At 34.0% G+C, this 23,920-nt stretch carries 20 protein-coding genes and 1 pseudogene; 12 read left to right on the top strand and 9 right to left on the bottom strand.

The features are described from left to right. Positions 1 to 88 precede the first annotated feature (88 nt). The 3 genes from GV828_RS02230 to GV828_RS02220 form a co-directional block, all read right to left on the bottom strand. Positions 89 to 1,954 carry a DEAD/DEAH box helicase gene (locus GV828_RS02230; protein ID WP_166535839.1) on the bottom strand — a complete coding sequence of 622 codons (1,866 nt, stop codon included), beginning with the start codon at positions 1,952 to 1,954 and terminating at the stop codon, positions 89 to 91. Positions 1,955 to 2,054: 100 nt separating this feature from the next. Continuing rightward, entirely contained in the window at positions 2,055 to 2,627 is a 573-nt protein-coding gene (locus GV828_RS02225) for a non-canonical purine NTP diphosphatase (RefSeq protein ID WP_166535838.1), read from the bottom strand. Positions 2,628 to 2,639: 12 nt separating this feature from the next. Continuing rightward, positions 2,640 to 2,945: a hypothetical protein gene (locus GV828_RS02220; RefSeq protein ID WP_166535837.1), complete on the bottom strand. Its 306-nt coding sequence runs from the start codon at positions 2,943 to 2,945 to the stop codon at positions 2,640 to 2,642. Positions 2,946 to 3,112: 167 nt separating this feature from the next. Here GV828_RS02220 and GV828_RS02215 point away from each other — a divergent pair, with 167 nt between their 5' ends. From GV828_RS02215 to GV828_RS02195, 5 genes are all read left to right on the top strand, one after another. Beyond that, a complete protein-coding gene (locus GV828_RS02215; protein WP_166535836.1) occupies positions 3,113 to 4,204 on the top strand; it encodes an MBL fold metallo-hydrolase in 1,092 nt (363 codons plus the stop codon). Positions 4,205 to 4,350: 146 nt separating this feature from the next. Further along, a complete protein-coding gene (locus GV828_RS02210; RefSeq protein ID WP_166535835.1) occupies positions 4,351 to 4,503 on the top strand; it encodes a hypothetical protein in 153 nt (50 codons plus the stop codon). 28 nt (positions 4,504 to 4,531) lie between these two features. Next, positions 4,532 to 4,783, top strand: a complete 252-nt coding sequence (locus tag GV828_RS02205) for a hypothetical protein (protein ID WP_166535834.1) — start codon at positions 4,532 to 4,534, stop codon at positions 4,781 to 4,783. Between the two features lie 198 nt (positions 4,784 to 4,981). Then, positions 4,982 to 6,250, top strand: coding sequence for an aminotransferase class I/II-fold pyridoxal phosphate-dependent enzyme (locus tag GV828_RS02200; RefSeq protein ID WP_166535833.1), 1,269 nt, complete (start codon positions 4,982 to 4,984; stop codon positions 6,248 to 6,250). Positions 6,251 to 6,344: 94 nt separating this feature from the next. Continuing rightward, complete coding sequence (locus tag GV828_RS02195; protein ID WP_166535832.1) at positions 6,345 to 6,812, top strand: hypothetical protein; 468 nt, start codon at positions 6,345 to 6,347, stop codon at positions 6,810 to 6,812. Positions 6,813 to 6,825: 13 nt separating this feature from the next. Here the strand turns inward: GV828_RS02195 and GV828_RS02190 are convergent, their stop codons facing one another. The 3 genes and pseudogenes from GV828_RS02190 to GV828_RS13265 all read right to left on the bottom strand — a co-directional run. Next, the gene (locus GV828_RS02190; protein ID WP_166535831.1) at positions 6,826 to 7,470 is read right to left on the bottom strand and encodes a response regulator transcription factor; all 645 of its coding nucleotides are present in this window, start codon (positions 7,468 to 7,470) and stop codon (positions 6,826 to 6,828) included. Then, positions 7,467 to 8,483: a sensor histidine kinase gene (locus GV828_RS13145; RefSeq protein ID WP_235935398.1), complete on the bottom strand. Its 1,017-nt coding sequence runs from the start codon at positions 8,481 to 8,483 to the stop codon at positions 7,467 to 7,469. Before GV828_RS13145 ends, GV828_RS02190 begins: the two co-directional genes overlap by 4 nt. A 378-nt stretch (positions 8,484 to 8,861) precedes the next feature. After that, positions 8,862 to 9,326, bottom strand: a pseudogene (locus GV828_RS13265) (7TM-DISM domain-containing protein); the annotation flags it as partial. Between the two features lie 120 nt (positions 9,327 to 9,446). On the opposite strand from GV828_RS13265, the gene GV828_RS02180 reads away from it, so the two are divergent. Genes GV828_RS02180 through GV828_RS02170 form a run of 3 tightly spaced genes read left to right on the top strand, consistent with a single transcriptional unit; the run spans position 9,447 to position 12,535 of the window. Then, positions 9,447 to 10,925: a T9SS type A sorting domain-containing protein gene (locus GV828_RS02180; protein ID WP_166535829.1), complete on the top strand. Its 1,479-nt coding sequence runs from the start codon at positions 9,447 to 9,449 to the stop codon at positions 10,923 to 10,925. A gap of 13 nt (positions 10,926 to 10,938) precedes the next feature. Further along, positions 10,939 to 11,649, top strand: coding sequence for a hypothetical protein (locus GV828_RS02175; RefSeq protein WP_166535828.1), 711 nt, complete (start codon positions 10,939 to 10,941; stop codon positions 11,647 to 11,649). 52 nt (positions 11,650 to 11,701) lie between these two features. Then, on the top strand, positions 11,702 to 12,535 hold the full coding sequence (locus GV828_RS02170) for a hypothetical protein (protein ID WP_166535827.1): 834 nt from the start codon (positions 11,702 to 11,704) through the stop codon (positions 12,533 to 12,535). Between the two features lie 56 nt (positions 12,536 to 12,591). On the opposite strand, the gene GV828_RS02165 is transcribed toward GV828_RS02170, so the two are convergent. Together GV828_RS02165 and GV828_RS02160 are read right to left on the bottom strand one after the other, a co-directional pair. After that, positions 12,592 to 13,710, bottom strand: coding sequence for a GTP cyclohydrolase (locus tag GV828_RS02165; RefSeq protein ID WP_166535826.1), 1,119 nt, complete (start codon positions 13,708 to 13,710; stop codon positions 12,592 to 12,594). Beyond that, positions 13,710 to 14,675: a transporter gene (locus tag GV828_RS02160; protein ID WP_166535825.1), complete on the bottom strand. Its 966-nt coding sequence runs from the start codon at positions 14,673 to 14,675 to the stop codon at positions 13,710 to 13,712. The genes GV828_RS02165 and GV828_RS02160 overlap by 1 nt, the downstream gene beginning before the upstream one ends. 127 nt (positions 14,676 to 14,802) lie before the next feature. Between GV828_RS02160 and GV828_RS02155 the strand changes: the two genes are divergently transcribed. The 4 genes from GV828_RS02155 to GV828_RS02140 all read left to right on the top strand — a co-directional run bounded on the left by GV828_RS02155 (position 14,803) and on the right by GV828_RS02140 (position 20,488). Further along, positions 14,803 to 15,084: a DUF4834 family protein gene (locus tag GV828_RS02155; RefSeq protein WP_166535824.1), complete on the top strand. Its 282-nt coding sequence runs from the start codon at positions 14,803 to 14,805 to the stop codon at positions 15,082 to 15,084. Between the two features lie 66 nt (positions 15,085 to 15,150). Next, a complete protein-coding gene (locus GV828_RS02150) occupies positions 15,151 to 17,601 on the top strand; it encodes a YfhO family protein (protein ID WP_166535823.1) in 2,451 nt (816 codons plus the stop codon). A 10-nt stretch (positions 17,602 to 17,611) separates the two neighbouring features. Next, the gene (locus tag GV828_RS02145; protein ID WP_166535822.1) at positions 17,612 to 18,937 is read left to right on the top strand and encodes a glycosyltransferase family 4 protein; all 1,326 of its coding nucleotides are present in this window, start codon (positions 17,612 to 17,614) and stop codon (positions 18,935 to 18,937) included. 72 nt (positions 18,938 to 19,009) lie between these two features. Beyond that, the gene (locus tag GV828_RS02140; protein ID WP_166535821.1) at positions 19,010 to 20,488 is read left to right on the top strand and encodes an oligosaccharide flippase family protein; all 1,479 of its coding nucleotides are present in this window, start codon (positions 19,010 to 19,012) and stop codon (positions 20,486 to 20,488) included. A 352-nt stretch (positions 20,489 to 20,840) separates the two neighbouring features. Here the strand turns inward: GV828_RS02140 and uvrA are convergent, their stop codons facing one another. Continuing rightward, on the bottom strand, positions 20,841 to 23,627 hold the full coding sequence (gene uvrA, locus GV828_RS02135; protein WP_166535820.1) for an excinuclease ABC subunit UvrA: 2,787 nt from the start codon (positions 23,625 to 23,627) through the stop codon (positions 20,841 to 20,843). Between the last annotated feature and the right edge of the window lie 293 nt (positions 23,628 to 23,920).

Below are 23,920 nucleotides of genomic sequence, written 5' to 3'. Positions count from 1 at the left end.
TGGCTTATTATGAAGCGCTAAAAGTAGTAAAACTCTTTAAGATATTTTGCAGTAATAGTAGGATTTATAAGAAAATTAACTAAATGTGTTAGCTTCTTCTTGGTCTTTTTGAGCGTGTGGTTTCTGAACGTCTTGGTGTTCTTTCAGAAAAACCTGCTTCACGTCTTGGTCTTTCGTTAGAGAAACTTTCGCTTCGTCTTGAATTTCTTTCAGAACCCGAATTTCTTTCGGATCTAAAACCACCTTCTCGTCTTGAAGTTCCACTTCTTTCACCACGGAAACCGCCACTTCTTTCGCCAGATCTTCCTCTATTGTTATGATCACGTCTAGAACTGTTTCGTCCGCCACCGTCATTTTTAGAAATTTCAACGTTAATTTTTCTTCCTTCGAGAACCATTCCGTTTAGGATTTCCATTACTTTATCAGTATGTTCTGCATCAGTATTAAAGAAAGAAAATCCTTCTTTTACATCTACTTTAAATACGTCATCTCTTCCTAAATCTAAGGTTTCTTTTAGGAAATCTTTTAAAGACATCCAATCAAAATCATCTCTTGAACCGATGTTTACAAAATAACGTACTTGTCCAGAATCCGCTTTTTCGTTTCTGCTTTCACTTCTATCACCAGCGGATTGTGTTGATAAATCGCGGGTTTTTTTGTAATAATTAATAAAACGGTTAAATTCTACCGAAACCATTTTTTTAATTAATTCTTCTTTAGTTAGATCTTCCAGTACATCAGTAATTGCAGGAAGATAGGTGTCAATCTCGTGGTCAACTTCGGTATCCTTGATTTTGTTAGCCAAGTGAAGTAACTGAATTTCGCAGATTTCAATGCCTGAAGGAATTGATTTTTCTTCAAATTTTTGTTTGATGATTCTTTCAATTGCCGAAATTTTTCTCAATTCACTTTTGGTAACAATAACAATTGAAGTTCCTAATTTTCCTGCACGACCTGTTCTACCTGAACGGTGGTTATAAGTTTCTACCTCATCCGGAAGTTGGTAATTGATCACGTGTGTTACATTGTCCACATCGATTCCACGAGCGGCAACATCAGTGGCGACTAACATTTGAATTTGTCTTCCTCGGAAAGATTTCATCACGCCATCTCTTTGGGCTTGTGACAAATCTCCGTGTAAAGCTGCGGCACTGTAACCGTCTTCAATTAATTTTTCGGCAACGGCTTGTGTGTCTCTTTTGGTTCGGCAAAAAACTACTGAGAAAATATCTGGGTTAGCATCTGCCAATCTTTTTAAGGCTTCGTAACGGTCTCTAGCATTTACCAAATAAAATTCGTGCGACACCGTTTTAGAACCAGAATTTTTGGTTCCTACGGTGATTTCCAATGGTTCTGCCATGAATTGTTTTGCAATTCGGGCAACTTCTTGTGGCATCGTTGCCGAAAATAACCAGGTATTTTTATCGTCTGGAGAAGTAGCCAAAATGTTTACAATATCTTCATAAAAACCCATGTTTAGCATTTCGTCTGCTTCATCTAAAATACAGTGACTAATTTGAGAAATATCCACTAATCCTCTGTTAATCATGTCTTGCATTCTTCCTGGGGTGGCTACCACAATTTGAGCACCTCTTTTAATTTCTCTGGCTTGCTCTGTAATGCTTGCGCCACCGTAAATGGCAACTACGTTGATTCCTTTTTCGTACTTCGAATAATTTTTTAATTCGTTTGTAATTTGCAAACAAAGTTCGCGAGTTGGTGACAACACCAAAGCTTGTGTATTTCTGTTGTTAGCATCAATTTTTTGGATCAATGGAAAACCAAATGCTGCGGTTTTTCCGGTTCCTGTTTGTGCTAACGCAACCATATCTGTATCTTGCGCCAATAATAGGGGAATCGCCTTTTCCTGCACCTCCGTCGGACTTTCAAATCCTAGATCTAAAATCGCCCTCTGCAGCGACTCACTCAATCCTAATTGTTCAAATTTATTCATAAAGTTATTTAAAATTGGGTGCAAAGGTACGTTGAATTAGTGAGAAAAGCTAACAGAAATTTGAACTTTATTTTTTAATTATTATTTGAAAATCAGTAAGTTAGTTTTTTAAAAAAGCAATGAGTTGTGTAACCGCCCGAGCTCGATGGCTTATTTTTGCTTTTTCCGTTGCGGAAATTTCGGCAAAAGTGTAGGAAAATCCTTCTGGCTCGAACACAGGATCGTACCCAAAACCATGAATTCCTCTCTGCTCTAATGCAATTTTTCCGTTCACAATCCCGGTAAAAAGATAATTTTCCCCTTTAAGATTCAAGGCAATAACTGTCTTAAAATTAGCTTTTCGATTACTTTTACCTTGCATTTCTTGTAAAAGTTTTTTGTTATTGTCTTGAGAATTTTTTTGATTTCCCGCATATCGTGCCGAAAAAACCCCTGGAGCTCCATTTAATGCATCCACTTCTAAGCCAGAATCGTCTGCGAAACAATCTAAACCATAATGCGTGGCCACGAAATTAGCTTTTAAAAGGGCATTTCCTTCAATCGTGTCAGCGGTTTCAGGAATTTCATCGTGACAGCCAATATCATCTAAACTCAAAATTTCAAAATTTTGCGGAAGCAACGCTTTAATTTCTATTATTTTATTTGGATTATGAGAGGCAAAAACTAGTTTCATAGTTGAAATTGATTATAATTCGTTGACCTCTTTTTTATAAAAATTAACGTAGAAAAAATCATTAGGGTTTAATCCTTGTTCCATGATTGAAGCGTTGATTAAACTGATTTTTTCACGGTCTAATTCGTCTGGATTTGAAAAATTTAGAAAAGAAATAAATTCTTCACTGTTGTGAAATTTAAAGCTTAAAGATGTATTTAAAGAATATTGTGTAATCTTAAAATCAAGTTTGCTTCCTAAGTTTTTTATATGCTTTTCAGATTCTATAAAACCTTCTTTAATTAAAGCATCTACTATATTTTTATAATTATCATTCATTGTAAATATTTTATTTCAATTGTAAATTTTACACTAAAATACGAAGTTAATATCTTAATTGCAGATTAATTTTTGTAAACGAATGTTAAATATTTTCTTAATAAAAAAGGTTTGCTGAAATTTTTAAAATAGCTTTGACGATTCACTTTAATACTTCATAGATCTTTATGACATTTTTCTTGGTTTCTCTAATCTTTATAATTGTGGGTGTTTTTCTTTTTATGAATCATCCAAAGTTTGGCGCATCGCCTTCTGCTGCTTTAAAATTAAGGTTTTCGAAGTTAGATAATTATAAAGGGACACAATTTCAAAATCAGTCGTTCACCCCATCATTTGCCGAAGATACCAATATTTATAAAGTTTTTTATAAATTTTTTTTTACAAAAAATAAGCGTGCAGTTCCCGAAAGTCAAATTCCCAATTTGAAAAGCAATTTAAAATCTTTAAATGATTCAAGAGATGTCTTGGCATGGTTTGGGCATTCATCCTATTTCATGAATCTTAGCGGAAGGACTTTTTTGGTAGATCCTGTTTTTAGTAATTCAGTTTCGCCTTTGCCTGTTGGTTCCAAAGGTTTTAAAGGAACGCATATTTTTAAAGCCGAGGATTTTCCTGATATTAATTATTTAATTATCACACATGACCACTGGGATCATTTAGATTTTGACACCTTGACCAAAATGCGTACCAAGGTTAAAAATATTATTTGTCCACTTGGTGTTGCCGCACATTTAGAACATTGGGGTTTTGAAAAACACAGAATATTTCAAATGAATTGGGATGATGAGTTCACACCCGAAGAAAATTTTAAAATCACATCAGTTCCAGCCCGACATTTTTCAGGGAGGGGGTTGAAAAGAAACGGAACGCTCTGGAGTTCTTACGTTTTGCAAACGCCAAATAGAAAACTTTTTATCGGTGGAGATTCTGGATTTGATTCGCATTTTGAAACCATTGGAAAAAAATTCGGTCCGTTTGATCTGGCTATATTAGAAGCAGGTCAATATAATACTGACTGGAAATATATTCACATGTTGCCGGAAGAAACCGTTTTGGCAGCAAAAAATCTTAATGCTAAAAAATTACTTCCGGTGCATTGGGGGAAATTTGCACTGGCATTCCACGATTGGGACGAACCTATTATACGCGTTTGCGAAGAAGCCAAAAAACAAAATCAAGATTTGGTACATCCAAAAATTGGAGAAATCATTGACTTTGATGATTTAAAAGCAGGTGAAAAATGGTGGCAACACATTTAGTTTTTTTGTTTTTAATTCTTTTTATTCAATTTAACAATCGATTTAGTGGCAGGCTTTATTTGCTAAAGTTATATTAAAGGCTAAAATGGATGCAGATAAATATTGTATCTTCATAAAAAAAATATTCAACCACAAAAAATTTGTTTATGAAAATGAAAAGCCTTTTACTACTTGGAATTGTCGGACTTGCGTTTGCGACTATCGTAAAAACTGTTATCGAAAAAATGGATAATTTTGATGATGAAGAACAAGAATTGGAAGGTTTTGACGATGAATCCGGCTTTCCCTTATTTATTTAAATGAATACCAACCAAAATAAAAATCGCTATGAATAATAAAAATCTCATTTTAGGAATTGCGGCTGGAATTGCAGCTGTTGCAGTTATGGGATATATCTGCAACAAAAAAGGTTATGTTAATTTTAATAACATTCTAGATAAAGCTGGTGATATTGCAGGAAAAATAAAAGATTCCGCAGTGAAAATAAAAGATTCAGCCATTGCAACTTCTGAAAATGCAATCGAAAAAGGTAAAAATGTTACCGGAGAGGCTTTAAATAATGCCAAAGCAACAATTTAAAATTTAACAAGATACCAAGTTGAAACAAACCCGGGCAAAAGCTCGGGTTTGTTTTTTTGTAAGATTTTATTTTCGATAAAAAAAAGCATCAAAACCATATTAAAATAAATTGATAATCAGAGTTGAGATACGTTATAAATCTTTATTTTTGCAGTCGAAAAAATTAAAATTGAATCTTTCAAAACATACAATACAATCATGGTAAAAGATTTATTCGAAAGAATACAACAAAGCAGAGGACCTTTAGGAAAATGGGCTTCGCAAGCCGAAGGATACTACGTATTCCCAAAACTTGAAGGAGAACTTGGACCTCGAATGACTTTCCACGGAAGAGAAATTCTTAACTGGAGTATCAATGATTATTTAGGTTTGGCAAATCATCCGGAAATTAGAAAAGCCGACGCTGAAGCTGCCGCACAATATGGAGCAGCTTATCCAATGGGGGCGAGAATGATGAGTGGTCATACAACCCTTCATGAACAATTGCAAAATGAATTAGCAGCATTTGTAAAAAAAGAAGCCGCTTATTTGCTCAACTTCGGTTACCAAGGAATGGTTTCTACCATTGATGCTTTGGTTACAAAAAATGACGTCATTGTTTACGATGTTGACAGTCACGGATGTATTATTGACGGGGTTCGTCTTCACATGGGGAAAAGATTTACCTACAAACATAATGACGTTGAAAGTTTAGAAAAAAACCTAAAACGTGCCACTAAAATGGCGGAGGAAAACGGCGGAGGAATTTTAGTAATTACTGAAGGTGTTTTTGGGATGCGAGGTCAACAAGGAAAGTTGAAAGAAATTGTAGCTTTAAAAGAAAAATATAATTTCCGACTTTTAGTTGATGATGCTCATGGTTTTGGAACCCTTGGAAAAACAGGAGCCGGAGCAGGTGAGGAGCAAGGTTGCCAAGATGGGATTGATGTTTATTTTTCAACATTTGCTAAATCAATGGCAAGTATTGGAGCTTTTATTGCAGCCGATAAAAATATCATTGATTATTTAAAATATAATTTACGTTCCCAAATGTATGCTAAAGCCTTGCCGATGATTTTTACCGTTGGTGCTTTAAAACGCTTAGAAATGCTTCGCACAATGCCTGAGTTGAAAGATAAACTTTGGGAAAACGTAAACACACTTCAAAACGGATTGAAATCAAGAGGTTTTAACATTGGTGATACTAATACTTGCGTAACTCCAGTTTACCTTGAAGGAAGTATTCCGGAAGCGATGATGATGGTAAATGACTTGAGAGAAAACTATAATATTTTCCTGTCAATCGTAGTGTATCCGGTAATTCCAAAAGGCATCATTTTGTTAAGAATTATCCCAACTGTTTCACATACTTTGGCAGATATTAATGAAACTTTAGATGCTTTTGAAGCCATTAGAGAAAAATTAGTAAACGGTACTTATAAAGCTATTGCTTCGGAAAAAACGGTTGACGTTTCTGAAGAAAGATAATTTTTGACCTTAAATATTTTTAAGACCACTCTCAAAAGGAGTGGTTTTTTTATGGAAAATTCCGTAATTTTAAATGAATCGAAAATTTTAATTTATGAAAAAGCAACTCACATTTATAGCTTTATTGTTGTTAATGATCATTTCCTGCAACGACAAAAAAGAAAATACGCCAGAAAACCAAAATATTCCAGAGAAAAAAAATAAAATTGCCGCTAAAGAATGTTATCATTATGCGAAAAACAAAGACAGCATTTCGCTGACTTTGATTTATGGCGAAAACCAAAAGATTTCTGGTGATTTGGTTTACAATTTTTATCAAAAAGACGGCAATTTCGGTTCGTTTGACGGCATTATAAAAGGAGACACATTGATTTTAAATTACCATTTTGAATCGGAAGGAATCAAATCACTGCGTGAAGAAATTTTTTTGAAAAAAGGTTTAAATCTTCTGCGTGGCTATGGCGAAATGGCGATTCTCAATGGAAAAGAATTTGTCAAAGAACGCAAGAATATCAAGTTTGACAACGACTTTGCATTGTTGAAGATAGATTGTAATGAATAATTTTTTTTTAAATTTATAAAAAAGGAGGAGTCAATTTATACTTATAAGACTGTAAAATTAAACCAGATTTGGACTTTACGTTTAGTTTTTCAAAAACATTTTTTCGGTAATAATCAACTGTTTTGGCGCTAACGTTCATCAAATCAGCCATTTCTTGGTAAGTATATTCTTTTTCATCACATGAATATTTAATAAACTCGAGTTCTCTTGCTGTAAGTAAACTGGCTATATTAAAATTATTTATAGCATTTTTAATACTTTGTAAATTTTCCTTAATGTTGTAAAAACCTGTGTTAACGATGTCATGAATGGCACGCCTTAATTCTTCTGCCGAACAAGTTTTAGTTAAAAATCCTTTTGCACCAAGAGCGTAAAACTTATGCTTTAAATTTAAGTCGATGCTTTGAGAAAGTATTAAAAAATTAGCATCGTCAAGCTCGTTATGAATTTTTTCTAAAATTTCTAATCCCGAAACAATTGGCATGGAATAATCTAAGATAAATACATCAACTGTATTTTTTAGCATTGGAAAATTTTCAATGAACTCATATCCATTTCCATATTGTGCCACTACCTGGAAATCGTCTAAATTATTTAACAGCTTTATTAGACCTTCTCGAAGTACAGCGTGGTCATCAATTATTACAATCTTAATCATGATTTAAAAATTTTAAATACAGTACCCAATTTTTCTGTTTCATTTTTTTCTACTTCCCAATTTATTAAGTGGGCTCGTTCTTTTAAATTTTTTAAACCAATTCCCCCCGAAATATTTGCTTGAAATCCTATCCCGTCATCCGAAAAAATAATACGATCCTGATATAACGTTATATTAATTCGGTTTGATTGGGCATATTTTAAGCTGTTGTTCATTAGCTCTTGATAAATCCTGAATAGAATAATTTTTTCTGATGTATTGAGTTGTAATTCGCCCTTTTGGGTTACAAACGCTTGGATATGTAATAATTTGTTTATTCGTAGAATATCTTTTGTAATTATTTCATACAAAGAGTTTTCTTGAAATTCAAAAGTATCAAGCCAGTGACTTAAATTTCGTATCGAATTTGATATCTCGGTCGAAAGTTGTTTTATCTGATCAATTTCCTCCGAAGAGAATTTTAATTTTAAATTTTCCAAAGAGAAATTTATTACTGATAGTTTTTGACCTAAGTCATCGTGTAAATCTTTAGATAAGTTTGAAAGTAAATTTTTTTGGGTTTCAATTACGGTATCGTTAATTTTTTTATTAAAATGATCCTCAATTTCAATCTTCTCTTTTAATAACTTTATGTTGGCACTCGTTTGATTTTTAAATCGAAAACTGATAAATACTCCTAAAGCAAGTGTTTCAAATAATACAATGTAGTAATAGTAATTTGGATATGAGATGTTATAAATATCGATAATTTTCGAGTAATTTAAATAGTAAATTACTGGATTTATAAGCAGGTATAGAATCGAAACAGCGAAAGCAGTTAATTTTAAGTTCTTGAAATAAAAATATAAAAAAAGTACAGCCGAAGTGGTTACAGTACACGCTATATTTAGGCCTAAAGCCAAATTCCATATCAAATTAAAAATTTTACTTTGAAAGTTTAAATGAGGATTAAAAATGCAAATTAGCAATATAATCAAGGCAAATCTAGTAGTGGCTTTTGCGTATTTTTTCATATTTGCAGCAAGAAGAGGAAAGTATATCTGTATGTTTGTTAAGGTGATAAATATTTGTAAAGACAAGCTCACAATAATAAGCATAATAAAAATGGAGTGTGTGGCATATAAAATTCTATAGATAAATGTGTTTTCAAATAAAGAAATGAAGAGTTCTTCTTGTAAAATTAAAATGTCAATAAAAAAGAGATAAAAGCCATATTTTATGAACAATTTGTTTTTAATAGTTAATCCAAAAATTAAACACAAAACGCCAATAAATAAAAAAACCGATACAAACGATCCAATAATCCAATAAAACTCTTTTTCCCAATTGAGGTTGTTTTGTGGGGGAGTAAAATCGGCATAAAAATTTGTATAATGCTTCCGGTTTTTTACAAGCAGTAGTACTTCTGTAGTTTCGTTTTGTGTTATTTCAAACGGAAAATAATGAAACCGAACCTTAAAATCACCACGCATTAAGGGAGGTTTTGAATAATCAGAAAGTTTTTTTAAAACAAAAACATTTTGTTTATTTTTCCTTTCATAACATACAATTGTATCGGCTTGACTGTAAATGCTTAACCAGTATATTTTATGCGGGTTTATGTTTTTTATTTGTAAGTTAAGCCATAAATTATAAGGTTGTTTCCCTAATGATAGATAGCCAGAATTATTTTTTTTAAAATCCTTGAAATGTTCAAGTACATTGTTGTTGTTCAATGTATTAGTTGAATCAATATAGTAGCTGGCGCTTTTTAAAACCTCAATCCAGTTTCCACCATTTACTTCAATGGTACGGTTGACGCTTTGGCCAAAAGAGTTACAAGCAATTGCCAATAAAAAAATGGTAAGCACTTTCATAACCTTAAAATTAGGAAAAAGCTCCGGCTGAACATTAGGAATTTTCCTAGTGAAGATTCAGGAAAGTTCCTAGTTATAAATTATTTCCAGCGCAATAACTTTGTTAAAAATACAACAATTATGAAAACAAAACTATTTTTTTTAGCATTATTGTTATCAAGATTTTCATTTGCACAGGATGGAATTACTGATGTTACATTTGGCACTTCCGGTCGGGTAAATTATTCTATCTTTAGTAGCTTCATCAGTATGAAAGCTGATTATAACAATAAAATTGTCGCCTTAGGAAGGAATACAGCTGGAATTCCTATTTTGGTAAGATTTAATACTGACGGATCATTAGATACAACCTTCGATACCGACGGTGTTAAAGAAATTGATTTCGGAAATGCTAATGAGTCTCCGGCATCATTTTGCATTTTTGATAATGGAACAGGATGGGGCTATTTAGTACTTTCCTCCATGAGTGGAAAAGTGGCTCGTATCTTAGATAATGGTTCATTCGCACCAGGATTTGGAACTAATGGGATTTTAGAATACGAAGTAAATAATAACTTTAAGTTTGCATCGGTAACTTATGATTGGGCAAATTATAAAATTTTGATTGTTCGAGCTAACGATGTGGCTTTCAGTAACACAGGCGGAAAAATTTACCGGTTGAATCCAAACGGAACTTTTGATACTACCTTTAATGGCGGAAACCCAAAAAGCTTTTTTTTTAATCCTTCACAAACTGTTGACTTAAATAATGTTAGTACAGATGAAAATGGTTCAATTTTTATTCATGGTTACAAAAATTTTGCGGGAGCTTATCAGTCATTTGTGGTAAAATTTTCTACAACTGGAGCCCAAGATTTTGGATATGTACTGCAAGTTTCAGGGTCTTCAAGCTATACAATTCCAGGTTTTTTCCTCGATGACTTGAGCAATACTTCTTACATTTTTGGGATGAATACCAGTAATAAATTTATGGTAGTAAAAAAGTTAGCGTCTGGTAGTTTAGATAATAGTTTTGCTAACAATGGAATTCTTTCGTTAGATTATCCAAATTTATATTATGACAATGTAACCAGTTTAAACAAGCATGATTACGGAACAAACGATTTTAAAATAATTTTAGCCGGAAGATCCAGACCTGCAAACGGTGAATCAGAAATTGTACTATCTAGATTAAATTCTGACGGCACACTCGATACTACATTTGGAACCTCAGGCTTTGCAAGTTTTCAATCCACGATTGTAAACCATACTAGTTACGTTCACTCTGCAATAGATTATAGTACCGGAAAAATTTACGCAATGGGATATTCGTCTTCAGGAACCGTCTCGTTAGCCCGCTACAATCTTAGTTCCGTTTTATCCCTGCCAACGGTTAAAAACAATACCCTAAAAATTTACCCAAACCCAACAACTGAAACCCTGAACTTTTCTGAAGAACTCAAAAACATTTCAGTAATTGATATCACCGGAAGAATCTTAAAATCATTCCCAGGAAGCTATTCAAAAATTGATATTTCTCAACTTTCAACCGGAAATTATATTTTAAAAGGATTGCATCAAAATGGTAAGGAATTTCATGCAAAAGTGGTAAAAAATTAAATGAACTTTTTTTATGAAAAATTATATCACATTGTTTCTCTTTATTAACTGTTTTACAGTTTGGGCACAAGTTGCAAAGTACCATTCAACAGGGTATCATTTCCAAAAATTTGATACTTTTTTAGAAGATTTTGAACCTTTCAATAAAGAGTGTGTAAAACAAGAAACTTTCTTGATGATGATTAAGGGACCTAAAATTAGGATGGAAGCAAAAGAATATAGTTATCAAAATCACAATATTGTTTTTAACGATGTTTACAAACGCGAAATTAAAATTGTGGACACGCTTGTTGCCAATAACAATGCCAAATTTCATTTCCAGATTGAAGGCATTGAATATCGTTATACTTATAAAAAACCAACACCAAAAGACAGTACAAATTTTAAGGAAACAATCTTACCTTTTACCGGAACAGTTTACGGATTTACTTTTAATATTGATGAATTGTTAAAGGATCAAATAGAAAGTGGCGATTTGTATTTTAAATTGGTGTACAAAAACGGCGACAAACTAAATTTTTATAATCATTTATCACAAAAGCCGATTTCGCAAATTGAAAAGGAAAAAGAAGAGCGAAAAATCCAAGAAGCGAAAGATTTAGCCGAGGCCGAACATCTCAAAATTCAAAAAGCCGAAAATGATAGGAAACGAGCACAAGAACAAGCCGAAAGCATCAAAGTTTTGGGCAATACGCTTAATGCGTTGATTTCTACATACAAGTAATTTTTTAAAATTCTTCTCCTATTATTTTTTATACACCTAAAATCGAAATATTATGAACGACAAATTAAAAAGTTCTCTACGCTATTTATCGCTTTTGGTCATTTTTACAAGCTGTAATTCAACTTTTAAATTATCAGAATTAAAAAATGATAAAGGCAATATTTTTGCACATCATTTTTCGTATGATGCCTCAAAGCGCGGAAGTTTAGTCTATGAAAAGGATGGGAAATTGGCAATAATTTCCGAACCACCACCTGATGTCGCAACCAAATTGGCGACTGATTTAGGTGCAAACGTTAAAGCTGGATCAGAAGTGGATGTTTCGGCCTATCTAAGCACAACCAAAGCAATTGCGGAATTGGGTAAACGAACAGCTTCGGTAAACATGCTTCGCGATGCATTGTATAAATTGTCGGAAATGAGTATGTCAAATAATATTAATGACAATACAGCTGCTCTATTTGGACAAATTCTTAAAGCGATTGAAAATATGCATAAAGTTGAAATGGAGCAATCTAAAAAAGAAGCGGTTGAAGCAGAAGTAAATGTGGCCGAAGCAAAGGCAAAAGAAGCACAGGCAAAAGTCAATGAGTTGCTGTTGATGGGGACTTTTGAGCAGAACGAAAATTTGGGTGCAAAAGCAAATTATCAAAATGCAATTCAACTTTTATTAGATGAAAAACTTGACGACGCCAAAACTTATTTCGAAGCCCTTTATAAAAAATATCCAGTGCATTTTAATATTGAAGAAATCAATAAAAAATTGAAAGATTACAATAGCAACGAAATGTCGGCAGGAAAATGGAAAGAGATTTACCAATTTTTAAGGGATAACCCATGGGGTATTGAAACCGAACATTTACGTAAAATTAAAAATAAATTGTAGTATAAAAAATCCTCTATTCACCAAAAAACGTCCCCAAAAATATTGAGGACGTTTTTTTATAAATTTTTAATATAGGTACAACGCTTTTTATGAATTTCCGGATTAAAATGTTTCCAGATGTTGTGAATGGCGTGATTGTCTTCTAATTCTGGCGTTCGGTGGCAAATTTTCACTCCGTTTTTCTCAAAAACTTTATAATATTCATTAAAAATAACTGCCGTAACGCCTTTATTTTGGTATTCAGGATCAATTCCTATTAAATAAAATAAAACTTCTTTACTCGATTTTTTAGCTTTTAGCAAATGAAAAATCCCAAACGGAAACAACTTACCATTCGCTTTTTTCAATGCCTCTGAAAATGACGGCATCACAATGCTAAATGCAATCAAATTTCCATTTTTGCCTTGGATAAATTTAATATACTCTGGATTAATAAAACTGATGTATTTCTTCTTGAAATATTCTTTTTGAACATCGCTAATCGACACAAATGAAGCCAATTGTGCATAACTTTTGTTAAACAAATCAAACATTTTATCCACATACGGCATCACTTCTTTGGTACTCGTACAATTGATGGAAGTTAATTCGTATCGCTTTTTAATCAATTCATTTGCCTTTGTAAATCCCGCAGGATCAACGTTTGAAAAAGGAAATTTACTCTCAATGTATTTTTTTTCAGGAACAAACCCAAGTTGTTCAAAATGTGTAACGTAATAAGGAAAATTGTACCAAGTAATCATGCTTCCCATTTCGTCATAACCTTCCGTTAAAACCCCAACTTTGTCAAGATTTGAAAATCCCATTGGACCTTCAATATTTTCTAAATTGTTTTTTTTGCCAAATTCAGCAACTTTGTCGAGCAACTTTGTCGTTACTTCAATGTCATCAATCACATCAAACCAGCCAAAACGTACTTTCTTTTTATTCTGCTGTTTAACTTCCGTCCAGTTGATAATCGCGGCAATTCGGCCTACTATTTCATCATTTTTGTAGGCTAAATAAAAATAGGCTTCGGCATTTTCAAATACCGGATTTTTGTTTTTGTCAAAAGATTCGAGTTCATCATCTATCAATGGCGGAATCCAGTTTTCGCTGTTTTTGTATAATTTAAAAGGAAATTTTACAAATTCCTTCATTAACTTTTTACTGTTTGCTTCTTTAATTATAATCATTATTCTACGGTGTTTCCGCCTACTTCATCAATACGTTTTTTTTCTTTTTCTTTCTTCTTGTCAGCTTTACTTTTCTTTTCTTCCTTGTCAGGATTTTTTAGCAAAATGTCTTTATAAAAACCATCAAATCTCCATGAAAAACCAACGCCACCGTACAAAATATCAGGTGTATCTTTAATGTTTTTACTAATTGAAGCATCAATTTGAAGATTTTCTGCCAGTAAATATGCGGCACCAACTCTGGCAATGGCGTCGCTGTAAAAGTCACTTTTATAACCTTGGCCTTCAATAAAGCCAGACCATTTGGGATTAAACCCGTAGGTTAATGTCCCAATTAGACCGTAACTTGGATAATCCGAGGTGATCTTGTCAACGATGATATTCATCACAAAAACTGTTTTGTTTCCAAAATGATTTTGGGTAATCACCATAAATTTCGGACTGATTTGAGGGTCGTTTGCAAAAGTATAAGGATTATCCGAAAAATTAATATTTGCACCTGCATAAACGCTTACCGAGGGAATAAATTGGCGCCATTTAAATCGCTGATTGGCTTTCCAACTATAAATATTTACTTTCTCTTCATAATTTTTAAAAGGATCATAAATTAAGTATTTTGCTCCCAAGATAAAATTTCTTACACTACTTCTATTTTCACTTCCAAAAGGGGTTGTAAACTGATCCGCTTGGTACCTCAAATTCGCAATAAACTCTAATTGTTCCAAAAATGCGCCGTACCTAAAAGCGGCTTCGAGACCAAAACCTGAAGTTTCTGTATTTAATAAACTATGATCTTCCTGAATAGCATAAATTCCGGCTTCGGTTTGAAAAACGGATTTTCCTACCGAAAAACCTGACATTGATTCACCCGGGCGGTTTGAATTGATAACATCTGTAAATTGTGCCGAAACTCCAAACGACAAAAATATTGAAGAAACAACAACCCATGATTTTAAGCTTGGCATGATTTTTTAGGTTTAGGATTGATTAGAAAAACCCAAATGTAATATTTTTTATTATTAATTTAAGAACGAACTTTCAATTTTCACCGTTCTTATTCCTAAATTTACAACCCAAAATATTTCGAAAAAAATGGAATACGCAAGTTTTACAAATCTCATCAAAAATATTTTAATCATCGTACTAATTTGGTATGGTGTGAAATTTTTATTCAGATTATTGTTTCCTGTAATGGTGAAAGCAGTTGTTAACAAGGCGGGACAAACCTTCCAGCAACAACAGCAGCAATATAGCCAACAATTCAACCAGCAACACCGCCAAAATCAAGATTTTTCGAGTGTAAATTCTACTTCAGAAAAACCTCGGGAAAAGAAGAAAGTAGGCGAATACATTGACTTTGAAGAATTAAACTAAAAAAAAAATTTAGCGGATATTAGGAGTAAATGCGTATCTTCACGCCTTTATTTTTCAACTCCTTTTATGAAGATAATCAACAAAGTATATCCGCATTTTCTCGCCATTTTAGGCTTCGTATTAGTTTCACTAATTTATTTTTATCCGGTTTTGCAAGGTAAACAGCTTTATCAATCAGATATTGCTCAATTTACCGGGATGGCGAAAGAACAAAACGATTTTCGTGCTTCCGAAAACACTGAACCTTTCTGGACAAATGCTGCTTTTGGCGGAATGCCTACTTATCAAATGGGGGCGAATTATCCCAACGATACCATCGGTTTTGTGGATGATGTTTTGCGTTTTTTACCACGTCCGGCAGATTATCTATTTCTTTATTTTTTAGGCTTCTACATTCTTCTCTGCGTTTTAAAAATTGATCCACTCAAAGCATTTTTTGGAGCTTTAGCCTTCGGCTTGTCAACTTACATGATTATTATTTTGGGTGTTGGTCATAATGCCAAAGCTCATGCCATAGCTTATATGCCAATGGTTGTTGCTGGAGTAATTTTGGTTTTTAGAAAAAAATATTGGCTGGGAGGTTTGTTAACCATGATTGCCGCTGCGTTGGAAATCAATGCAAATCACTTTCAAATGACCTATTATTTGTTGTTTTTATTGATTTTCATCGGAATTTATTTTGCTGTAAAATTTATCAAAAGCAAAGAATACAAAGAACTTGGAATCGTTTTCGGCACGTTTTTAATTGCCGGAATTTTAGCCATTGGTGTCAATGCTACCAGCCTGATGGCGACTGCAGAATACACTAATTTTAGCATGCGAGGTAAAAGCGAATTGACTTACAATGCTGATGGTTCGCCAAATACTACCACAAGTTCCATGACTTACGACTACATCACCGAGTTTAGTTACGGAATTGCGGAAAGTTTTAATCTCATCGCGCCAAGATTATTCGGAGGTTCAAATTCTGAGAAATTAGACCATGAATCCAATGTTTATCAGTTCATTACACAAAAAGGCGCTTCTCCAGAAGAAGCTATGGCGTTTACCCAAAATTATGGTGTCACGTATTGGGGCGATCAACCTATCGTTGCCGCTCCAGCATATATTGGTGCAATTGTATTTTTTCTTGCCGTTTTAGCATTGTTCATTGATAATCGAAAAATAAAATACGCCTTTTTGGCAGGAGTGATTTTTTCTTTGCTTTTATCTTGGGGGAAAAATCTCGAGTTTTTAACCAAAATTTTTATCGATTATGTGCCATTGTACGATAAGTTTCGTGCGGTTTCATCAATTCAAGTAATTCTTGAACTATGCATGCCAGTTCTGGCATTCATGGGATTCCAATCATTTTTTAAAGCCGAAAAAGAAACACAAAAAAAATCTTTGCTTTACGCTACTGCAGTAAGTTTCGGGTTAATCGTATTGTTATTTATTGCAAAATCTTTCTTTGATTTCGCCGGACCAATCGATGCTCGTTTGGCTGAAGTTTTTGCACAAGCCGGAGATCCTGCTTTTGGAGCACAATTTTTTGACGCGTTGGTAGAAGATAGAAAAGCCATGTACAATGCCGATTTATTGCGTTCCGGTATTTTAATTTTGTTGGCGGCAGGCATTTTGTATTTAACGTTCAAAAATAAATTTTCGCAAACCGTTACAGTAATTTTAGTTGGCGTTTTGTTAGTTGGAGATTTATTTTTTGTCGATAAAAAATATGTGGATAATAGCGGATTTGTTAGCGCCAGAGAAGTTCGTGAGCCGTTCCAGCCAACCGTTGCCGACTTGCAAATTTCTCGAGATACATCGCATTATCGCGTTTACGAAGTAAATGGTCGTTTGCAAGCCCGAACCTCGTATTTCCACAAGTCGCTTTCGGGTTACAGTGCCGTGAGACCAAGAAGAATGGACCAACTTTTTGAGTATCAAATCGATAAAAATAATCTCGAAATTCTCAATATGTTGAATACAAAATATGTCATTCAGCAAGACGAAAATGGGCAAGATATCCCTATGCTAAACGACGAAGCAAACGGAAATGCTTGGTTCGTTTCTTCGGTAAAAAAAGTGAATACTGCTGATGAAGAAATGAAAGCGTTGGACAAAATCAACACTAAAAATGAGGCTGTTTTCAACCAAAAAGAATTTGACAATAAAATTGATTCCGCTTACGCAAAAGATACTCTTGCTACCATAACGCTCAATGTTTACAAGCCAAATTATTTGAAATACACCTCGCAAAACAACGCCAAAGGTCTAGCTGTTTTCTCTGAAATTTATTATCCAAAAGGTTGGAATGTAACCATTGACGGCAAATCCGCCGAACATTTCCGTGTGAATTATACCTTGAGAGCTTTAGAAATTCCGGCAGGAAGACACACGATCGAATTTAAGTTCGAACCGCAAGTGGTAAAAACCGGAAGCACTATCGTTTTAATTAGTTCAATTATCATGATGCTGCTTATTTTAGCCGGAATTTATTTCGAAAACAAAAAGAAAAATTTTGAAACTTCCAAATAATGCATAAAAGATGGAAGGAGTAAATAAAATTCCCCCTTTGGAAGTTAGGGAAAAAAAAGTTTTAATTGTCACCTACTATTGGCCACCAGCCGGAGGTCCGGGCGTTCAGCGATGGTTAAAATTTGTGAAATATTTACCTGATTTTGGCGTTCAACCTATTGTGTACATTCCGCAAAATCCAACTTATCCTATTATTGATGAAAATTTAATTTCGGAAGTATCGGACAAAGCCATAATGCTACGAAAAAAAATTTTCGAGCCATATCAATTGGCTTCCATTTTTTCGAAAAAAAATACCAAAAAAATAAGTTCGGGAATTATTCCAAACCGCAAGAAACAAACGTTTCTCCAAAAAATTTTTTTATGGATCCGGGGCAATTTATTTATTCCCGATGCAAGGGTTTTTTGGGTGAAACCTTCGGTAAAATTTTTGGCAAAATACATTGCTGAAAATAAAATTGAAACTATCATCACTTCTGGACCGCCACATAGTTTGCATTTGATTGGCTTACAACTCAAAAAAAGTAACAATGTTAATTGGATTGCCGATTTTCGTGATCCTTGGACTACAATTGGTTATCATAATGAATTGAAAATCAACGAAAAATCGCAGCAAAAACACAAAAAATTAGAATCGGAAGTGTTAAATACTGCTGACGAAATTTTGGTAACAAGCAAAACTACCAAAGCAGAATTTTCAGTTTTGACAAATAAACCAATTACCGTGATAACGAATGGTTTTGACGTTGAAAATGTTGAGAAATTTTCTTTGGATGAAAAATTTACGATGGCACATATTGGTTCTTTTTTATCTGAGCGAAACCCAAGAATTTTGTGGAAGGTGTTGAAAGAAATAATTAAAGAAAACCCAACTTTTGCGCAAGCGTTTGAACTGAAATTAATGGGTGCCGTAAGTCAGGAAATTTTAGATACCATTGCCGAATTTAAGCTGGAAAAATACACGAAAAATTTAGGTTACGTTTCTCACAAAGAAGCGATTAAACATCAAAGAAAATCGCAGGTTTTATTGTTAATCGAAATTAATTCGGAGATTACTAAAAGCATTATTCCCGGAAAATTATTTGAATACATGGTTTCCGAAAGACCGATTTTGGGCATTGGCCCAGAAGGTTCTGATTTTGCTGAAATTATTATTGAAACCAATACGGGAGTTTTCGTAAATTATGAAGAAAGTGAAAAGCTAAAAGCTACAATTTTGCAGTATTTTGCCGAGTATTTACACGGAAGTTTAAAATCGCATGCTATTGGTTTACAAAAATATAGCAGGAAAAATCTGACGGGGGATTTGGTAGAATTAATTAGGAAATTCCAATAGAAAAATTACAAATTCCAAAATATAAATTCCAAAATAAGCTCGAACGTTAAACTCCAAACTCCAAACTCCAAAATGGGCATCGTTTTAAAACAATCTGGTAAAAATATTGTGATTACCTATTTCGGTTTCGGGATTGGGGCAATCAACGCACTTTTTTTGTACACCAGTTTTTTAGGCGAAAATCATTACGGAATGGTGACATTTTTGCTTTCGGCGGCAAATATCATGATGCCGTTAATGGCGTTTGGCGTTCAAAGCACGTTGATTCGGTTTTACGCCAAATACAAAGACCCAAAATTACAAGATGAATTTTTGAGTTTTATGCTTTTGATGCCGTGGTTGCTGATTATTCCGGTAAGTATCATCACGCTTTTTGGTTATGATTTTATCGCCAGATTAATTTTAGAGGAAAATCCTGGCGTAGAAAATTTCCTATGGCTAATCCCAATAATCGGACTGTTTATGGGTTATTTTGAGATTTTTTACGCATGGGTAAAAGTGCAAATGAAATCGGTTTTTGGGAATTTTATTTCCGAAGTTTTTGTGCGAATCATGGTCACATGTTTGCTGCTTGCGGTTTATTTTGAATGGCTCACGAAAGAACAATTTATTTACTCGTTATCAATTACTTACGGGTTACAAATGCTGGTGATGATGTTGTATGCTTTTAAAGTAAAACCGCCTAAAATTACTTTTAAAATTCCGCAACATTCGAAAGAAATTTTCACGTATTCGTTTTTCATTATCTTGTCCGGAAGTATTGCCGTTTTGGTTTTAGATTTTGACAAAGTGATGATTCCGGCTTACCAACCCAATGCGGAAAACGCGTTTTATGCCGTTGCTACTTTCATTGCTACGGTTATTGCGGTTCCAAGTCGGGCGATGCTTCAAATTATTTATCCGATTACGGCAAAATTAATGGCGGAAGAAAAAATGCAGGAACTGAACGATTTGTACAAAAGAAGTGCGATTACTTTGCAAGTTTTCGGAGGATTGATAATGCTGGGAATTTTCTTGAATATTAATGAGATGTACAAAATCATTCCCGGAAATTACGAATCGGGGTTGCTTTGCGTTTTTCTAATAGGGTTGAGTAAGTTTTACGATGTGATTTTAGGCAACAATAATGCGATAATTTTAAATACAAAATATTACCGTATTGTCTTACTACTTGGCATTTTACTGGTGATTTTAATGATTGTTTTAAACATGATCTTTATCCCGAAATATGGTATTACCGGTGCGGCTTTAGCGACTTTAATTTCCGTAGTAATTTATAATTCGTTAAAACTTTGGTTTGTGGTGAATAAGATGAAATTATTTCCGTTTACAGTCAATACGCTAAAATCGTTTGGAATCCTGGCGGTGGTTTTTATGGGATTTTATTTTTGGGAATTTTCTTTTCATCCAGTTTTGAATATTATCCTAAAATCCGTATTGATAACGGTAGTTTATGTGGGATTGAATTATTTTTTCAAAATTTCTCCGGATATTAATTTGGCGATGGAAAACGTATTTATGAAATTAAAGCGGGGTTCGCGTGAGGGATAGCAGCGGAAATCCTTTTTATAATTTTCCGAAGGGTTTACCCGAAGGAAATTTATAAAAAGATTGTAGCGAATAGCCCGACCCGCCTTTTTCCGGCGGGGCACGCCCAAAATAAAATAATAAATCCCGTCCACTTTTTGCAAGTAAACGGGACTTATAACAAACCTAACCAACCAATTTTAATAATCAACCAAATTATTAAACTTTTAAACTGTTTTATTATGAAATTCAGTATTTGATATATTTCAATTACCGTGCCAAATTCAATTTTTGGATTTTATTTAGCTTCTAAATAATTGTTTATCAGATATGTTACAAAGTTACGGCGAAGTTCCTTAATTTTATGGTAGGGAATTTATAATTTTTCCTTAAGATATTTTCCGGTTAGAGAATTTTTGTTTTTAATGATTTCTTCAGGCGTTCCGGAAGCGACTAAATTTCCGCCATTTTCGCCACCTTCGGGACCGATGTCGATGATGTAATCGGCACATTTTATCAGGTCGAGATTGTGTTCGATCACGATGATGGAATGTCCTTTTTCGATGAGGGCTTCGAAGGATTTTAGCAATTTTTTGATGTCGTGAAAATGCAGTCCGGTTGTGGGTTCGTCAAACACAAAAAGCGCTTTGTCTTTGGTATTTCCTTTGATTAAAAATGAGGCCAGCTTGATGCGTTGTGCTTCACCACCGGAAAGAGTAGAGGAGGATTGCCCGAGTTGAACATAGCCCAATCCCACGTCTTGTAAGGGTTGGAGCTTGAGCATGATTTTTTCTTGCTTGTGTTGTGAGAAAAACGCTACAGCATCGTCGATAGTCATGGTCAGAATATCGTCAATGTTTTTGCCTTCGAAATTCACTTCTAAAATTTCTTTTTTGAAACGTTTTCCGTTGCAGGTATCGCACACGAGGGAAACGTCGGCCATGAAAACCATTTCTACATTAATATTTCCTTCGCCTTTGCAAGTTTCGCATCGTCCGCCATCTACGTTGAACGAAAAATGTTTAGGTTGGTAATTGCGTAATTTCGACAGTTTTTGCTTGGAAAATAAATCTCGGATATCGTCATACGCTTTGATGTAAGTAACCGGATTAGAACGTGAACTTTTTCCAATTGGGTTTTGATCTACGTATTCGATGTGTTTGATTAGCTGGTAACTTCCGGTCATTTCGGTAAATTGTCCGGGTTTTTCGCCAATTCCTTCTACTGATTTTTGAACTGCTGGAAATAATATTTTTTTGACCAAAGTACTTTTTCCACTTCCGGATACGCCGGTGATAACGGTTAAAACTTCTAACGGAAAACGAACGTCGATATTTTTTAAATTATTTTCTCGAGCGCCTTTGATGTCAATGAAATTACGGTATTTTCGGCGTTGTTTTGGCGTTTCAATCGTGTCTTTTCCGCTGAGATATTGTGCGGTTAAAGAAGTTGATTTTAAAATTTCGTCAAAAGTGCCTTGCGCCACTAAATTTCCACCGTTGGTTCCTGCTTCTGGACCAATATCAATAATCATGTCGGCAGCTTTCATGATGTCTTCGTCATGTTCTACCACAATTACGGTATTGCCTAAATTTCGGAGGGAAATTAAAACTTCAATTAATTTTTCGGTGTCTTTCGGGTGCAGACCAATGCTGGGTTCATCTAAAATATACATCGATCCTACCAAGCTGCTTCCTAACGAAGTAGCCAAGTTGATGCGTTGTGATTCTCCACCAGAAAGCGTGGCCGAATTTCTATTTAAAGTTAAATATTCGAGTCCGACCTGGCTTAAAAATGACAAGCGGTTGTTGATTTCTACCAATAATCTTTTGGCTATTTTTTGATCGTATTCTGAAAGTTGTAAATCTTTGAAAAAAGTGATTAGTTTTTTGATGGGTAAATCAACCAAATCTGAAATGGTTTTTCCAAAAACTTGAACATAATTGGCTTCGTCGCGTAATCGTTTTCCACGACAATCCGGACATTTCGTTTTTCCGCGGTAGCGAGACAACATCACACGGTTTTGGATTTTATAATTTTTAACTTCAAGTTCCTTGAAAAATTCATTTAAACCCGTAAAATATTGGTTTCCTTTCCAAAGCAAACTTTTTTGTTCGTCCGAAAGTTCAAAATAAGGTTTGTGAATAGGGAAGTCAAATTTATGTCCTGTTTTTACCAATTCATCACGATACCAACTCATGCTTTCGCCACGCCACGGAAAGATGGCATTTTGAAAAATAGAAAGTGCCGTATTGGGAATGACTAATTCTTCATCGATACCAATGATATTGCCGTAACCTTGACAAGTTGGGCAAGCTCCATAAGGATTGTTAAAACTAAAAAGGTGGACATTTGGTTCAAAAAATTGAATGCCGTCTAATTCAAAATTATTACTGTAATTACGTTGGATTTCGGTATTTACTTCTTGCAAAATACACGTTCCTTTTCCTTCGTAAAAAGCCGTTTGCACAGAATCTGCCAAACGATTGTAAAATTCTTCATCAGTTTTTACAATGATTCGGTCAACAATTAATAGAATATCTTGGTGATTTAATTCATGGCTGTCAATTTCGTCTAAACGAAGCATTTGATTTTTTACTAAAATCCTGATAAAACCTTGTTGAAGCAAGGCCTTTAACTTGTCTTCGAGAGCGCGACCTTCTTCTAAATGAATTGGAGCAAGAAGTAACCATTTGCTGTCTTCCTGGAAAGATTTTATATCATTAATGACATCGGTTACCGTATCTTTTTTAACTTCACGACCAGAAATAGGCGAAAAAGTTTTTCCAACTCTGGCAAATAGTAACTTTAGGTAATCATAAATTTCGGTAGAAGTTCCAACGGTTGATCGTGCATTTGTAGTGTTTACTTTTTGCTCAATGGCAATTGCCGGAGCAATTCCTTTAATGTAATCTACTTTTGGTTTATCTAATCGTCCTAAAAATTGTCTAGCATAACTGGATAAACTCTCCACATAACGGCGTTGTCCTTCGGCATATAAAGTATCGAATGCTAAACTAGATTTTCCAGATCCTGAGAGTCCCGTAATCACTACTAATTTATTTCTTGGAATGGCAACATCTAAATTCTTAAGGTTGTGAATTTGAGCACCTTTTATGATAATATTTTTTTTTGGATCGATTTTTGTAATATCAATTTTCATAGCAAATTAGAAAACCCCAAAGATACAAAATTCGTATCTATAACTAATGGAAAGTGCATTGCCAAAAGCAAGTTAAGACTTAGGTCATTTTTCGATTTTTTTTAACATCAGGATGCGAAATTGATTTTATAGTTTGAATGAAGTAACGTTAAAATGTTAAAATTCAGCGTATTTTTTGGTAGTGTCAATTAAACCACTACATTTGAAATCTTAATTAATTATTATTTAACAATTAGCCTATAGCAGAAAAAATACTTTTTAGAACGTTTCGAAATTAATATCCAAAAACTAAA

Source organism: Flavobacterium ichthyis (genome assembly GCF_009915155.1).
GTDB classification, from domain to species: Bacteria; Bacteroidota; Bacteroidia; order Flavobacteriales; family Flavobacteriaceae; genus Flavobacterium; species Flavobacterium ichthyis.
Note: the sequence above shows the minus strand (reverse complement) of the source record. Positions and strands in the feature narration are given on the sequence as shown.

Excerpts from the sequence above, each read along its gene's own strand:
- GV828_RS02165 (WP_166535826.1), bottom strand. The coding sequence starts at position 13,710 with ATGATTATAATTAAAGAAGCAAACAGTAAAAAGTTAATGAAGGAATTT.
- GV828_RS02200 (WP_166535833.1), top strand. The coding sequence starts at position 4,982 with ATGGTAAAAGATTTATTCGAAAGAATACAACAAAGCAGAGGACCTTTA.
- GV828_RS02160 (WP_166535825.1), bottom strand. The coding sequence starts at position 14,675 with ATGCCAAGCTTAAAATCATGGGTTGTTGTTTCTTCAATATTTTTGTCG.
- GV828_RS02155 (WP_166535824.1), top strand. The coding sequence starts at position 14,803 with ATGGAATACGCAAGTTTTACAAATCTCATCAAAAATATTTTAATCATC.
- GV828_RS13145 (WP_235935398.1), bottom strand. The coding sequence starts at position 8,483 with ATGAAAAAATACGCAAAAGCCACTACTAGATTTGCCTTGATTATATTG.
- GV828_RS02195 (WP_166535832.1), top strand. The coding sequence starts at position 6,345 with ATGAAAAAGCAACTCACATTTATAGCTTTATTGTTGTTAATGATCATT.
- GV828_RS02230 (WP_166535839.1), bottom strand. The coding sequence starts at position 1,954 with ATGAATAAATTTGAACAATTAGGATTGAGTGAGTCGCTGCAGAGGGCG.
- GV828_RS02205 (WP_166535834.1), top strand. The coding sequence starts at position 4,532 with ATGAATAATAAAAATCTCATTTTAGGAATTGCGGCTGGAATTGCAGCT.
- GV828_RS02170 (WP_166535827.1), top strand. The coding sequence starts at position 11,702 with ATGAACGACAAATTAAAAAGTTCTCTACGCTATTTATCGCTTTTGGTC.
- GV828_RS02215 (WP_166535836.1), top strand. The coding sequence starts at position 3,113 with ATGACATTTTTCTTGGTTTCTCTAATCTTTATAATTGTGGGTGTTTTT.
- GV828_RS02190 (WP_166535831.1), bottom strand. The coding sequence starts at position 7,470 with ATGATTAAGATTGTAATAATTGATGACCACGCTGTACTTCGAGAAGGT.
- GV828_RS02180 (WP_166535829.1), top strand. The coding sequence starts at position 9,447 with ATGAAAACAAAACTATTTTTTTTAGCATTATTGTTATCAAGATTTTCA.
- GV828_RS02140 (WP_166535821.1), top strand. The coding sequence starts at position 19,010 with ATGGGCATCGTTTTAAAACAATCTGGTAAAAATATTGTGATTACCTAT.
- uvrA (WP_166535820.1), bottom strand. The coding sequence starts at position 23,627 with ATGAAAATTGATATTACAAAAATCGATCCAAAAAAAAATATTATCATA.
- GV828_RS02145 (WP_166535822.1), top strand. The coding sequence starts at position 17,612 with ATGGAAGGAGTAAATAAAATTCCCCCTTTGGAAGTTAGGGAAAAAAAA.
- GV828_RS02175 (WP_166535828.1), top strand. The coding sequence starts at position 10,939 with ATGAAAAATTATATCACATTGTTTCTCTTTATTAACTGTTTTACAGTT.
- GV828_RS02220 (WP_166535837.1), bottom strand. The coding sequence starts at position 2,945 with ATGAATGATAATTATAAAAATATAGTAGATGCTTTAATTAAAGAAGGT.
- GV828_RS02225 (WP_166535838.1), bottom strand. The coding sequence starts at position 2,627 with ATGAAACTAGTTTTTGCCTCTCATAATCCAAATAAAATAATAGAAATT.
- GV828_RS02150 (WP_166535823.1), top strand. The coding sequence starts at position 15,151 with ATGAAGATAATCAACAAAGTATATCCGCATTTTCTCGCCATTTTAGGC.
- GV828_RS02210 (WP_166535835.1), top strand. The coding sequence starts at position 4,351 with ATGAAAATGAAAAGCCTTTTACTACTTGGAATTGTCGGACTTGCGTTT.